Annotated in this window: 12 protein-coding genes; 5 read left to right on the forward strand and 7 right to left on the reverse strand. The window is 43.3% G+C overall.

Annotation, left to right across the window (positions count from 1 at the left end):
- The first annotated feature begins 21 nt into the window (after positions 1–21).
- The 3 genes from QNN06_RS03270 to QNN06_RS03280 all read left to right on the forward strand — a co-directional run bounded on the left by QNN06_RS03270 (position 22) and on the right by QNN06_RS03280 (position 4078).
- Positions 22–1515 carry an aldehyde dehydrogenase family protein gene (locus QNN06_RS03270; protein WP_213118806.1) on the forward strand — a complete coding sequence of 498 codons (1494 nt, stop codon included), beginning with the start codon at positions 22–24 and terminating at the stop codon, positions 1513–1515.
- A 36-nt stretch (positions 1516–1551) separates the two neighbouring features.
- A complete protein-coding gene (locus QNN06_RS03275; RefSeq protein WP_284036966.1) occupies positions 1552–2349 on the forward strand; it encodes an enoyl-CoA hydratase/isomerase family protein in 798 nt (265 codons plus the stop codon).
- Between the two features lie 151 nt (positions 2350–2500).
- Positions 2501–4078 carry a benzoate-CoA ligase family protein gene (locus QNN06_RS03280; RefSeq protein WP_284036967.1) on the forward strand — a complete coding sequence of 526 codons (1578 nt, stop codon included), beginning with the start codon at positions 2501–2503 and terminating at the stop codon, positions 4076–4078.
- 137 nt (positions 4079–4215) lie between these two features.
- Here QNN06_RS03280 and QNN06_RS03285 read toward each other — a convergent pair whose 3' ends face one another.
- The 7 genes from QNN06_RS03285 to QNN06_RS03315 all read right to left on the reverse strand — a co-directional run bounded on the left by QNN06_RS03285 (position 4216) and on the right by QNN06_RS03315 (position 10412).
- Positions 4216–4911: an ABC transporter ATP-binding protein gene (locus tag QNN06_RS03285; RefSeq protein ID WP_284036968.1), complete on the reverse strand. Its 696-nt coding sequence runs from the start codon at positions 4909–4911 to the stop codon at positions 4216–4218.
- On the reverse strand, positions 4904–5674 hold the full coding sequence (locus QNN06_RS03290) for an ABC transporter ATP-binding protein (RefSeq protein WP_213118802.1): 771 nt from the start codon (positions 5672–5674) through the stop codon (positions 4904–4906). The genes QNN06_RS03285 and QNN06_RS03290 overlap by 8 nt, the downstream gene beginning before the upstream one ends.
- Before the next feature lie 9 nt (positions 5675–5683).
- Complete coding sequence (locus tag QNN06_RS03295; protein ID WP_217033209.1) at positions 5684–6691, reverse strand: branched-chain amino acid ABC transporter permease; 1008 nt, start codon at positions 6689–6691, stop codon at positions 5684–5686.
- A complete protein-coding gene (locus tag QNN06_RS03300) occupies positions 6692–7555 on the reverse strand; it encodes a branched-chain amino acid ABC transporter permease (RefSeq protein WP_213118800.1) in 864 nt (287 codons plus the stop codon). It abuts the gene before it with no gap.
- A 133-nt stretch (positions 7556–7688) separates the two neighbouring features.
- Positions 7689–8912 (reverse strand): ABC transporter substrate-binding protein, encoded by a 1224-nt coding sequence (locus QNN06_RS03305; protein WP_213118799.1) that lies wholly within the window; start codon positions 8910–8912, stop codon positions 7689–7691.
- A 463-nt stretch (positions 8913–9375) separates the two neighbouring features.
- Complete coding sequence (locus tag QNN06_RS03310; protein WP_213118798.1) at positions 9376–9702, reverse strand: AzlD domain-containing protein; 327 nt, start codon at positions 9700–9702, stop codon at positions 9376–9378.
- Positions 9693–10412, reverse strand: a complete 720-nt coding sequence (locus tag QNN06_RS03315; RefSeq protein WP_213118797.1) for an AzlC family ABC transporter permease — start codon at positions 10410–10412, stop codon at positions 9693–9695. The genes QNN06_RS03310 and QNN06_RS03315 overlap by 10 nt, the downstream gene beginning before the upstream one ends.
- Before the next feature lie 115 nt (positions 10413–10527).
- On the opposite strand from QNN06_RS03315, the gene QNN06_RS03320 reads away from it, so the two are divergent.
- Entirely contained in the window at positions 10528–11928 is a 1401-nt protein-coding gene (locus tag QNN06_RS03320) for an aminotransferase-like domain-containing protein (RefSeq protein ID WP_284036969.1), read from the forward strand.
- Positions 11929–12005: 77 nt separating this feature from the next.
- Positions 12006–13007: a 3-dehydro-L-gulonate 2-dehydrogenase gene (gene yiaK, locus QNN06_RS03325; RefSeq protein WP_284036970.1), complete on the forward strand. Its 1002-nt coding sequence runs from the start codon at positions 12006–12008 to the stop codon at positions 13005–13007.
- Positions 13008–14085: the final 1078 nt, after the last annotated feature.

Consider the following 14085-nt stretch of genomic DNA (forward strand, 5'->3'; position numbering starts at 1 on the left):
ATTATGAGAGGAGTTAAATCGATGCTGCAAACCAGAACCATAAAGGATACGTACCAGCTTCTGATCGATGGAAACTATCAAAATAGTAGTAATGAAAGATTCTTTGACACCCATAATCCGGCAACAGGTGAGGTACTGGCGAAGGTCGCCAAAGCCTCGAAGGAGGATGTCGACCGCGCCGTTACTGCCGCGCGCAAGGCGTTTGATACAGGCAAATGGCCAAAGCTGACACCAGCCAGAAGGGCCCGGGTCCTAAATAAAATCGCCCAAATCATGAGGGAGCGTTTTAATGAATTAGTCGAGGCAGAGGTGTTGAATACAGGCAAAACCGTGGCAGCGGCCCAGGGGCAAATTAATCAGGCGATTGAGGACTTTGAGTTTTATGCCGGTGCCATCACCACTTTCGGCGGCCGCACGAATCCGGTTCCAAATGGATTTTTCAACTATACATTGAAGGAGCCTGTTGGTGTCTGTGCGCAAATTGTTCCATGGAACTACCCTTTAATGATGGCGGCATGGAAAGTAGCTCCTGCATTAGCTGCGGGGTGTACAATCGTGTTAAAACCGGCCAGCTATACTCCGATCACCGCCTTTATGCTCGCCGATATTTGCCATGAGGCAGGTGTACCTGCGGGTGTCGTGAATGTCGTGACGGGCAGCGGCGCGGAAATCGGACCTTATTTAACCGAACATCCAGGAGTAGATAAGGTAGCATTCACCGGTGAAACGGAAACCGGGAAGGACATCATGGCCAGGGCTTCTGGAACGTTGAAGCGTGTAACCTTGGAATTGGGAGGCAAATCGCCAAGCATTGTGTTTGCTGACTGCGATTTGGAGGCGGCGGTGATTGGGTCAATTTATGGAATCTTCTATAATACAGGTCAATCCTGCGAAGCACGTTCAAGGATTTTTGTACAGGAATCTATTTATGATGAATTTGTTGTCAAGCTGATTGAAAAAGCCAGAAAGCTTAAAGTAGGAGATCCCTTCCATAAGGATACCCATATGGGAGCGCTTATTTCGAAAAGCCATGAGGAAACGGTCGATGGCTATGTGAAGCTTGCTGTTGAAGAAGGAGGAGAGATTCTCTTTGGCGGCAAACGTCCTGAAGGACCGGAATTTGAAAAAGGCTACTGGTATGAGCCTACTATCATCGGTAATGTGTCAAACGATATGAGGATTGCGCAAGAAGAAGTATTTGGACCGGTAGTTGTCGTAATGAAATTCACCGATGAAGCAGAAGCGCTCGAACTCGCTAATGACTCCATTTTTGGGCTGGGTTCTGCTGTTTGGACGACCGACAATGGCAAAGCCCACCGAATCGCCGCTGGACTTCGAGCCGGAATCGTAATGGTCAACAGTCCGATTTCCGCCTTCCCGGGAACACCTTTTGGAGGGTATAAACAATCAGGCTATGGCAGGGAATTATCCCTGGAAACCCTTGAGTTATACAGCGAAACAAAGAGTGTTGTATCCTACATTGGCACTAAACCATTGAATATTTTTGGGATTTAAAATTATCAAAATCTTCAAATAATAGGAGGAAAAAACATGTCGCAAGTAGAATTAAGCACTAACACATTGACAGTGAAAAAGGAGAATGGAATCGCGGAAATCCATCTTCATGTAAATAAAACAAATGCCTATGATTTGGAATTTTACAAAGAACTGAACGCGGCAATTGATGATATCCGCTTTGATCAAGATATAAAAGTAGCAGTCTTGATGAGTGATATGCCTAAGTTTTTCTCGGCGGGTGCCAATATCAATTTCCTGAAGGCAGCAGAGCCGCGATTCAAAACACAATTTTGTTTATTCTGTAATGAAACCCTTGACAAAATCGCCCGCTCTCCACAGGTTTGGATTGCTTGTTTGGAAGGGCATACCGTCGGCGGAGGCCTGGAAATGGCATTGGCTTGTGACCTCCGTTTCATGGGCGACCAGGCTGGAAGAATTGGACTTCCGGAAGTCTCGCTTGGTGTGCTGGCCGGTACGGGAGGAACGCAGAGACTAGCCCGGCAGGTCGGACATTCAAAGGCGCTAGACCTGAATATCACTGGGGAAACCTTAACACCGCAAGAAGCCCTGCAAATTAAATTAGTTGATCGAGTATATCCTCAAGAAGAGACACGTGAAAAAACATTGGCCTACGCAAGAAAGATTGCAGAAAGCGCCACTTATGCCATCTCCAATATTAAGCTGTCTATCATGAATGGCAAGGAAATGCCATTAAATGCCGCCATCCGTTACGAAGGCGAACTACAAAATTTATTGTTCCGTTCCCAGGATGCAAAAGAAGGATTATCGGCATTCATTGAAAAACGACCACCGAAATGGACAGGTCAGTAATATAGAGCAGGAGCAGGACTGGTTCAGACAGCAAACGAGCCAGCCCTGTTTCCCCCTGTCAAAAGAAACGAAAGAAGAATTGACTCCACCTAGATTTTGGCTGCAGGATTGGTCCGGATAGACAAGTTTACTAATCTATTGGAGGATAAAAATGCTAAAATCAACTGAACAATTAAAAGGGATAAAGGACTACTATAACAGTGTCGACTATATTGTCGAAGAAAATGTAAGGAGGGGCCTTGGCAGTAAGGTTGCCATCTATAGTGGAGATGAGCAGGTTACATACGAGGAACTCTTGAAAAAAATCAATAAATTTGGAAACGCTCTCAAAGATTTGGGGATTGAACGGGAAAATCGCATTCTCCAAGTCCTAGATGATACGCCCGAATTTATTGCTTCATTTTATGGAGCGATAAAAGCCGGCGCCGTACCGATCCCTGTGAACCCGTCCATGAAGCCGCAGGATTATGAGTATTTCTTAAACCATAGCCGGGCAAAAGTTCTGCTGGTCGAAGAGCATGTCTGGAATACCATCAAGGACAATAGAGAGCGATTTATTTTCTTGAAGCATGTCATCGTGGTTTCAGAAACAGGATACCACAAGCCGGATGGAATGGATTATGTTGAATTTGTAGAGCCGGCTTCAACAGAACTGAAGGCTGCTCTGACTACATCGGAAGATCCCGCTTTTTGGCTTTACAGTTCAGGCAGTACAGGAAATCCAAAGGGTGTTGTTCATATCCAGCGCAGCATGGAAGTGGCCTATAAAAATTATGCTAAAAATATTCTCCAGATTAATGAAAATGACCGGACATTTTCCGCTTCGAAGCTTTATTTTGCCTATGGACTTGGCAATGGCAATTATTTTCCTTTAAGTGCCGGCGGCTCTACTGTTTTATTAAAGGAGCGGCCAACACCGGAGCTTATTTTTCAAACGATTGAAAAACAAAAGCCGACCATCTTTTTTGGTGTTCCGACATTGTACGGAGCTCTAATTCAATATGTAGAAAAAACAGGGGTCATTCCTGACCTATCATCTGTCAGGGTTTGTGTTTCCGCCGGAGAAGCCCTGCCGGCAAAATTTATTCAGCGTTGGAAGGAACTGTTTAATGTCGATATTCTCGATGGCATTGGATCGACCGAGGCATTGCATATTTTTCTATCCAATCAAATGGGTGAGGTAAAAGCGGGCAGTACAGGGAAGGTTGTTCCAGGATACAAAGCGAAAATTGTCAATGAGGAATCAAGGCCTGTCGGTGTAAATGAAATTGGCGACCTTGTGATATCCGGAGACAGCGTAAGCATCGGATATTTTTGTAATTTAGCAGAGAATCACCATAAATTTCATGGTGAATGGATGTATACCGGGGATAAATACTATCAGGATGAAGAGGGGTATTTCTGGTATTGCGGCCGCTCGGATGACATGCTTAAGGTGGGGGGGATTTGGGTTTCGCCGATAGAAATTGAGTCAACCCTCATCCGGCATGAGCAGGTAGTGGAAGTTGCGGTTGTCGAAGCGAAAAATAATAACAATCTGGTTCACCCGAAAGCGTTTATTGTTCTGAAGGAGGGTGTCGAACCAACAGACGCTTTAAAGGAAGAGCTTAAGCTATTCGTAAAACAAACGTTGGCGGCTTATAAATATCCCCGCGAAATTGAATTTATTTCAGAATTGCCTAAAACAACCACTGGGAAGGTACAGCGATTTAGGTTGAAACAGGTATAAATTTTATAAAGCTTAACGCAATAGGAATGTGTATACGGACTAAATACAGATCGATAATCTGGTTAATCCCTTTTAACATTCACAATGATCAAAGACAAAAAGGTAAAGGCGGCCAAATTGGCCGCCTTAGCTTATTTTTAGCTGATCGCAAGATGGTGGTAGGCAATATCCATGTTTTTCTTCAGCTCTTCAGGGCGGTCGTGGTAGACAATCCTGCCTTTGTTGATAATGTAGACATCGTCGGCAATACTTAAGGCTGTTGCGATGTTCTGCTCCACCAGGAGCATCGACATTCCGGTTTCTTTCAGTTTGACAATAACCTCCATTACCTCGCCGACCATTAATGGAGACAGTCCTTCTGTCGGTTCGTCCAGAAGGAGGATTTTCGGGTTGCGCATCAAGGCTCTGCCAATCGACAGCATCGATTGTTCGCCGCCGCTTAAATTCCCGGCATGTGATTTTTCCCGTTCTTTTAACCGAGGGAACAGCTTATAAACCTTTTCGAGGTCCCAGCCGCCTTGCTCCTGATTGGCAAACACCGTTAAATTTTCTTTGACGGATAAATTTGTAAAGATTCTTCTTCCTTGCGGGACAATACCGATTCCTTTCCTAGCAATCTGATGGCTTTTAAGATTGATCACATTTTCTCCCTCGAAGGAAATCTCTCCTTCTTTTTTCGTAACAAACCCGATGATGGAGTGAATGGCCGTGGTTTTCCCCATTCCGTTTCTTCCAAGCAGAACCGCTGCACTTCCTTTTTTCACCTCAAGATTGACACCTTGAAGGATATGGCTTGCTCCGTAGTAGCTATGAACATCTTTCAGGCTAAGCATTGGCGATTACCTCCTTGCCCATATAGATTTCTTTTACCTCCGGATTTTCCCTCACTTGTTCCGGGCTGCCATCGGCAATTAAAGTTCCGGCATGCAGAACAATGACCCTATCGGTATTGCCGAATAGCACATCCACATCATGCTCAATCATCATGATCGTCACTTCAACTGGCAGCTTATTAATCAATGAAATAATCTGGTCCGTCTCCACCTGTGACATGCCTGCTGTAGGTTCATCCAATAAAAGCAGCTTCGGGTTCCCGGCAATGGCCATAATCATTTCGATCTGGCGCTGTACTCCATACGATAAGTCCTTTACCTTCGTTTGGCTGTATTCTTCAAGTCCCCATTCATGCAGGAGGCTGCCTGCATGTTCAAACAGGAGCTGATAATTTCCCGGTGTTGCCTGTTTCCACCACTGCGTGTGCTTTTGGTTGATTCGCTGTAAAACGAGTAATATATTTTCTCTTACCGTTAAACCCATCATTAAATTATTTTTCTGAAATGTGCGGACGATGCCTTTTTGTGTCCGTTTATAATTTGGCATAGAATTGATACGATCCCCATAATAGTGAATCGTTCCTCCGGAGGGCTCAAGATCTCCGGCAATCATATTGAAAAGGGTCGACTTGCCGGCGCCGTTGGGGCCAATTAAGCCGACCCGTTCTCCCGCCGTTACATCCAGGCTCACGTGTTCAATGACTTTTATGCCGCCAAAATGTTTTGAAAGACCTTTGAGTGATAGAATTTTATCCTTCTCCATTGAATTCACCTATCCATCCATTTTAGTTTCCTGTTTGATTGGCTTTATGATTGGCTCGTCGGCATCCACTTCCAGTTTCTTCGGCTGAACAAAGAATTTCTTTAATGCATTTAAAATGCCAACCATTCCATCAGGTGCAAAGATGACAAAGATAATGAATACTGCTCCGATAATCATCATCCAATTTTCCATGTAGGAGCTGATGAGCGTTTCCAAAATGACAATAAAGGCAGCGCCAATGACAGGTCCCCATAATGTACCGGCCCCTCCGATTAAGACCATAATTAAAACAGATCCCGAGGCGGTCCAATAAACCTCTGCCGGTGAAATAAATCCATTGAAAATAACATATAAACTGCCGGAAAGTCCGCCAAGTGTACCGGCAATGATAAAGCTGATATTTTTATAAAGGGCGGTATTGTAGCCGATTGATTTCATTCGTTCTTCATTTTCCTTGATTCCGATCAAAACCGAACCTAACGGGGAATGCAGAAACCTGTTGATGAAGACTAATACAATCGTAAATACGACTAGGATAAAGTAGTAAACCCATACTTGATTGGAAAGAACGATATTTGCACCCAAGTCAATCGGAGCAATCCCGGTTAATCCGTTTGACCCGCCAGTGACGGTCCTCCATTGGTAGATAATCGAATAAACGATTTGCGAACATGCCAAAGTAAGCATAAGGAAATAAAAACCATTTGCTTTGGTCGAAAACAGACCAATGATGACCGCCAGTAGAAATGCCGCCAACAGGCCGGCCGCAATGCTCAGGAATGTGTTTGTACTTACATGTATTGCCGCGAGCCCGGCTGCATAGGCACCGGAACCAAAGAAAGCGGCATGGCCCAATGACACCATGCCAGTTTGCCCGACAAGGATATTTAAACTGAGGGCAAAAACGCCAAGAATGAAAATCTCCGTCAGCAAATTAACGTAAAATATGCTTAAAAAGAAAGGCACAAATACCATGATTAAAAACAGCAGCGGTCCTTTTACAGGCAGATTCCTCATCTATACTCTCCTTCCAATCAGACCTTGCGGGCGAACAACGAGCACGACTGCCATTAATGCAAAGGTAATAATCAAGCTAAGTTCCGGTACAAGGTAGCGGCTAAAGGTTTCCACAAATCCGACCAGGAGGCTGGCAATAAGGGTGCCTGACACCGAACCGAGTCCGCCTACTACGAGCACGACCAGTGATAGGATGAGGATTTGGAATTCCATTCCTGGAAACGCCCCAAGTATCGGTGACCCAATGACCCCGCCTACACCGGCAAACAGGCTTCCCAGGACAAATACGAACGTAAAGACAAGGTGAATGTTAACGCCGAGCCCTGCTGCCATTTCCTTATCCGACAAACCGGCCCTGATGACGGCACCCCATTTCGTTTTTTCTTGGAAAAACCACAGAAATATGGCAATTGCCAAGCCAATTACAATGAGAGCGATACGGTAGGCAGGAACAGAATACCCGGCAAGTTGAATCGACATATTCAGTGCTGGCGGCGGGTCAACTACTAACATGTTTTTTCCCCACAGGATCGCGAATAGATCGTGAAAAATGTAGGCAAGCCCAAAAGTTAAGAGCACCTGTGAAAGGTGACCCAGTTTATAGGTCGGGCGCAGTATAATCGTTTCCAGCATATACCCAAGTACGGCAATGATGAGTGGAACTGCCGCCAAGGCAGCCCAGAACGGCAAACCCGCCTTCATGATGAGCGAGTAGCCAAGATAAGAACCGAGAAGATAGAAGGAACCATGGGCAAGATTTAAAACTCCTAAGATTCCAAATACAATCGTGATTCCACAAGTAATAATAAATAGTAGAAATCCGTAACTGAACCCATTGATCAGTTGGAGCAGCAGGGTACTCATGTGTAACCTCCTTCAATTAGTGGTCATCCCAATCTTGAAAAGAAAGAGGCAATGAATTGATTGCCTCTTTCCATAGACATATAACAAGACATCATACTAGATATGAATATAGCTAACTATTTTAGTTGAGCGCTTACTTTCCGGGATCTACAACCTGCTCAATTGTATCAATCACCTTATTTTCTGTTTTTCCGTTGACAACGCTTGTTTTCACGATATAAAGGTTTTGAATCACGTTATGTGTTTCTTTATCAAAACTAATTGGACCCCTTGGACTTGTAATTTTGATAGAGGACATGGCATCCACAACTTTGGCGGAGTCGGAAATATCTCCATTTAGTTTCTTGATTGTTTCTGCGATAATCATCGCCGCATCGTATCCTTCTGCTGATTCAATACTAGGACGGCTGTTGTATTTCTTCTCATAGGCTTTGATAAACGCTTTATTTTCTGGTGTACTTATGCTGTAGTCCCAGAAAATCGAGGCGGTGATGCCATCTGGCGACATCCCTTGCTGCGGACGGACATCCTCAGCCGTAAGCCAGCCGGAGCCTATTAACGGAATTTTCCCTTTTAATCCGTATTGGTTGTATTGTTGGACAAACCTTACCGCGTCACTTCCCGCATAGAAAGCATATATGCCGTCAATGTCATCACGGTTCATTTTTGCAAGATAGGAGGAATAGTCATTGTTTCCAAGGGGCGGGTAAACCTCTTCGACAACCTTTCCGCCAGCTGCTGTATAGGCTGCTTTAAATGCCTCGGCCACTTCATGGCCGAATGCATAGTCAGCGGCAGTGACATAGATCTTTTTCCCGATATTTTTATAAGCCCATTCACCCATTGAATGGCCAATTTGCCAAGAACTGAATGAGGACCGCCAAATATAATCGCTTCTCTTGGCTCGTGTTAAATCGTTGCCTCCGGCATGTGAATTAATATAAGGAAGTTTTCGTTTATCCACTTCATCACGGATGGCGTAGGCAACGGCAGTGCTTACCGTTCCTGTTAAAATATTAATTTGGTCTTGGTCGGTTAATTTTCTGAGTTTTCTCAGTCCAACTTGAGGATCCGATTCATCATCTTCCTGGACAATTTCAATCTTTTTCCCGGCAACCTCCCAATTCTGCTGTTCAAAATACAATTTCATTCCATTTAGGAGATTCTCACCCAAAGAAGCATACACACCACTTGTTGGAAGGAGAGCGCCGATTTTGATGGTTCCTTTCTCTTCCGTGTTAGTTTTGGTATCTTTATCTTTTTCTTTTGTGGTTGTGTTAATGGCACCAGAGCTGCACGCGGAAAGTAATAGAACTAAGGCGATTAGTAAAAAAGCGTTTCTTTTAAAACTTTTCATTAACAGACCCCCCGTTTTTTTGGTGACGCTTTCAATACTCAAAAAACCATTCTCCCTTAAGATTTTGAATATTTCAAATATTATTATAGTGTCAATGTTACTAATTTACAATACATATTTTAAAAGTTAGTTACAAAAACATAATATAAATTCTGTTCTTGAAAATTCATAAAGCAAAAGTGTAATATATTGAGATTCCGAGAAATGTGGAGGAAATTTACATAAATAATGCGCTTTGATAGCGGATGCTGTTACAAATGGAATTTGAGAAGGAAGGGTAGATAAGTTATTTTATATTACGTTTTAATTTCGTTTGATAATAAAACGATTATGTATGTGGTGAATTGCAGTATTTGATAATAGAAAAAACCCCCCAAAAAGTTTTTGAGGAGTTTTTAACATCAATATTGATTAATAGGTTAGAAGATTGATCCTGCATGTATTCCAATCAATGTTTACTTATTTAAAACACAAAACGCAACACCATGATAGAGATGATTCCAGCTAAAACAGTTCCTAACAAACTGCGTGTAATAATGGCAATAAGAAAAGTGGGCAGCGCGGCGATTAGTTCAAGGTTATCTGTCAAAGGTGCCAATTTTCCGTTTGGCATGAGCAATTCTTGCCCCACTAAGGCTGCCATAACGGCAATCGGAACGTAGCTCAACCAGCGCATGGCCCATTCTGGCAGTTCTACACGACTTAAGATCGCAATGGGAAGCACTCTTGGAATGAATGTGACAAGGGCTGAGCCAAAAATAATTAAAAAGATAGACCATCTTACTTCCATTTTTCCACCGCCATCCCTATGGTTGAGGCAATGATTGTCGCCACAATAACCCCTACGCTTCCAGATGTCACTAAACTTACCCCTACCACAATCGCAACAGCACTAAGTGCAACAAGAACATCCTTCATCCATTTCCTTCGGCTGAACATCTGTAGGACAAGAAGGCCAATAAACATGCCCGGCAAGGCAAAATCAAGTCCGAATTTTTCCGGATCCGAAATCCACTCTCCGAAAAATGCTCCTGCAAGATTGGCAAGGAACCAATTTAAATAAGCCGTTATATTTAGGCCGTGCATCCATTTTTCGCTGAGCATTTTCTTACTTGCTGCTTCATTCATTGCTACACCAAATGTTTCATCTGTAAGTAAAGAACCGATTAATACATTCTTGAAGGGTGTAAGATGACGGAAATAAGGCGATATAGCCGCGCTCATCAACAGATGGCGGAGGTTAATAAAGAAAATAGTAAAGATAATCGCTAGCGCGGGACTATTAGCCCCAATCATCGCGGCAGCAATAAATTGACCAGAACCCGCATATAAAAGCAAGGAGATCAGCCCAATTTCAACAATCGAGAGTCCTGCGGTTTTTTCCACAACACCGGCCGCAAATCCAATGCTTAAGTAACCAAGTACAGTGGGCAGACAATCCCGTACACCGGCAAGGAAGCTGCTTTCTTCCCGCAAAATAGTGTTTTCACTAATGTTCATCATCCTTCACCCCCTGGTAAAAAATTATTTGTATAAAGATTACTTTACCATCCTGATTGTATGGCTTCAATGATATAATTGTATGCAATACAATTTTTCGAGGAGGGGGAATGATATGCCAGTTAATTCATTTGAAGATTACCCTATGTCGTGGAAGCCAGATAAAAAACAGCTTGTCACTCCATTGTATCAATCGATTGCTAGTTTGCTTGAATATGATATTCTCAATGGTTATCTCGCACCCAATACGAAGCTTCCTCCTCAGCGAGAACTGGCAGATTATCTTGATGTTAACCTCAGCACTGTCACAAGGGCCTTTAAAATCTGCGAAGTGAAAGGATTAATCTATGCCGTTACTGGAAGGGGAACCTTTGTTACTCCCAATATAAAAAATGCTATTTTCATGGCAGATAGTGACGAGAATAAGAATGTTATAGAGATGGGAATCATCAAGCCCCTTGATCACACAAACTCATTCGTCGCACAAGCGATTAAAAGCATTGCGGCTAAAGATTATCTGGAAAATTTATTAGATTACAGGCACCCGTTGGGAATGCCTTATCATCGAATGGCAGCCAAAAAGTGGATGCAGCGTTTTAACATGGATGTATCCATTGAAAATATTGCCATCACTTCAGGGGGGCAAAATTCGTTTTCGCTGATTTTGATGGCCTTGTTTCATCCGGGAGATAAAATTGCGGTAGATATCTATACATATCCTAATTTTATGGAATTAGCCAAGATGTTGAAAATTCAATTAATCCCTATTGAGGGGGATGAGCTAGGTATAAATCCGGAGAGATTAGATGCCGTCTGCAAAACAAATTCATTGCAGGGAATATATTTGAGTCCCTCCTGCAATAATCCTACAGCTGTCACAATGAATATGAATCGCAGAAAGGAAATAGCAGAGGTCATCAATAAACACGGGCTTATTTTAATAGAGGATGACGTATACTCTTTCCTGGCACCGGATGGCTATTTCCCTATTTCACATTTTGTGCCGGAAAAGTTTGTCTATATCCTGAGTATTGCTAAATCACTCAGCTCCGGCATTCGAGTTGCATTTGTCGCATACGCCAATCAGTTTACTGAAAAAATCACCTATGGAATCTTTAATCTGAACGTAAAAACATCGGCCTTAAATGCAGAAATTGTAACAGAATTAATTAATACAGGGGCTGCTGAACAAATCGTTAAGAAAAAGCGAAAAATTTCTCAAGAACGGAACCAGATATACCAGAAGTATTTTCAAATCAATCATCAATACGAAAACCCTATTAGTTATTTTCGCTGGATACCATTGCATAAAGAATGGCAGCTAAACCAGTTTGAGCATTTTGCTTTAACCCGGGGGATCCATGTTTATCATTCACATCGTTTCTTGGTCAAAAAAGAGGAATCTCCCCAATTTATTCGTATTTCACTAACATCTCCTAAAGACTCCGACGAATTGGAGAAAGGGCTTTGCATCCTAAAAAGATTTTTGCTGGAGTCGGATGAAGTTATGTACTAGAACAAGGTTTCATATAGAAACCTAGGGATTTAGATATTTCCGGGTAATTTACTAGTAATAATAAGGTGGCCTGAATAATGCGTATATCATATGATGAAATGAAAGGTGAGTTCAAAAGAGTTCTCATAAAAAGGGGAGTTGATACGAGAACTGCGGAAACCGCAGCATCCATAATAGCTGACAACAGCTGTGATGGGGTGTACTCTCATGGCTTAAACAGGTTTCCTTCCATTGTTAAAGCGATAGAAGACGGAGTTATTAAGCCGGGGATGCGGCCTGTGAAACTGAACAGTATCGGGGCCCTTGAACAATGGGATGGGCAGTTAGGTTTCGGTCCTATCAATGCGTCCATTGCCATGGACAGGGCTGTTGAATTGGCGAAAGATTATGGTTTAGGCTGTGTTGCACTAAAGAATACAACCCACTGGCTTCGTGGAGGCACCTACGGATTAAGAGCTGCCAACGCAGGGTGTATCGGGATTTGCATGACAAATACATTTCCTAATATGCCGCCATGGGGTGGTAATGAAGACCGTATCGGCAACAATCCTTTAATCATCTCGGTTCCCCATAAAGGTGGAAGACACTTGCTTTTGGATATGGCACAGTCTCAATTCTCATATGGTAAACTTCAAACCTATTCGTTAGCCGGAAAGAAATTGCCGGTTGTGGGAGGTTATACGGAGGATGGGGATCTTTCGGATGACCCGGATGCTATTATAAATGGAGGTAAAGTCCTTCCTGCAGGTTTTTGGAAGGGATCCGGTCTCTCCATAGCGATTGATATGGTCGTTTCCGCACTATCAGTTGGCAGATCTACTTTCGATTTGCGGATGGAACGACAGGATTCAGGAATTTCACAGGTATTTATCGCTATAAATCCTTCGCAATATGCAGGGGAGGAATATGCTGATTCATACATAGAAAAGATGTCTGCCTATATTAAAACCTCAACAAAGATGGCTGGTGCTACGGATATCCTTTATCCAGGCGAAAGGACCGCGAAGGAGCGTGCGGACAACCTTAGAGACGGTATTCCGGTAAATCAGAATATATGGGAAACAGTACTGAAATTGTAATTTCGCAAGTTTTAGTTTATCAAACTAGTCAGTCAAAACAAATTTGGTTAGCCATGCAATTAGAATATTGTATGGCTTTTTTGTGCGTGTTATTTAGACAGTGATGGAATTATTTAACTGGCTAAAATCCATGGAGTAGATGATATACATCCGGGGTTATGCTTCTCGTGAGCGCCGGAAAAGTGTCGTCCCGGTAAAAATAAGGGGTCTATTCTTCCCGTGAGCACCGGAAAAATATCGCCCCGGTAAAAATAAGGGGGTCTATTCTTCCCGTGAGTACCAGAAAAGTGTCGCCCCGGTAAAAATAAGGGGTCTATTCTTCCCGTGAGCACCGGAAAGTTGCCACCCCGGTAAAAATAAGGGGGTCTATTCTTCCCGTGAGCACCAGAAAAGTGCCACCCCGGTAAAAATAAGGGGTCTATTCTTCCCGAGAGCACCAGAAAAGTGTCGTCCCGGTAAAAATAAGGGGTCTATTCTTCCTTTGAGCACCGGAAAAGTGTAGTCCCGGTGAAAATAAGGGGTCTATTCTTCCCGATAGTACCGGAAAAGTAGTGACCCGGTAAAAATAAGGGGTCTATTCTTCCCGTGAGCACCGGAAAAGTGGCACCCCGGTAAAAATAAGGGGTCTATTCTTCCCGTGAGCACCGGAAAAGTGGCACCCCGGTAAAAATAAGGGGTCTATTCTTCCCGTGAGCACCGGAAAAGTGCCACCCCGGTAAAAATAAGAGGGCTATTCTTCCCGTGAGCACCGGAAAAGTGCCACCCCGGTAAAAATAAGGGGTCTATTCTTCCCGTGAGCACCGGAAAAGTGCCACCCCGGTAAAAATAAGGGGTCTATTCTTCCCGTGAGCACCAGAAAAGTGTAGTCCCGGTAAAAAATAAGGGGGTCTATTTTTCCCGTGATCATCGGAAAAGTGGCACCCCGGTAAAAATAAGGGGTCTATTCTTCCCGTAAGCACCGGAAAAATATCGCCCTGGTAAAAATAAGGGGGTCTATACTTCCCGTGAGCACCGGAAAAGTAGCTCACACATTAAGTACCTTCCCATAAAATAGTGCATACGATAATTTGTATTAATC

It is taken from the genome of Neobacillus sp. 114, from assembly GCF_030127045.1.
Classification (GTDB): Bacteria; Bacillota; Bacilli; order Bacillales; family Cytobacillaceae; genus Neobacillus; species Neobacillus rhizophilus.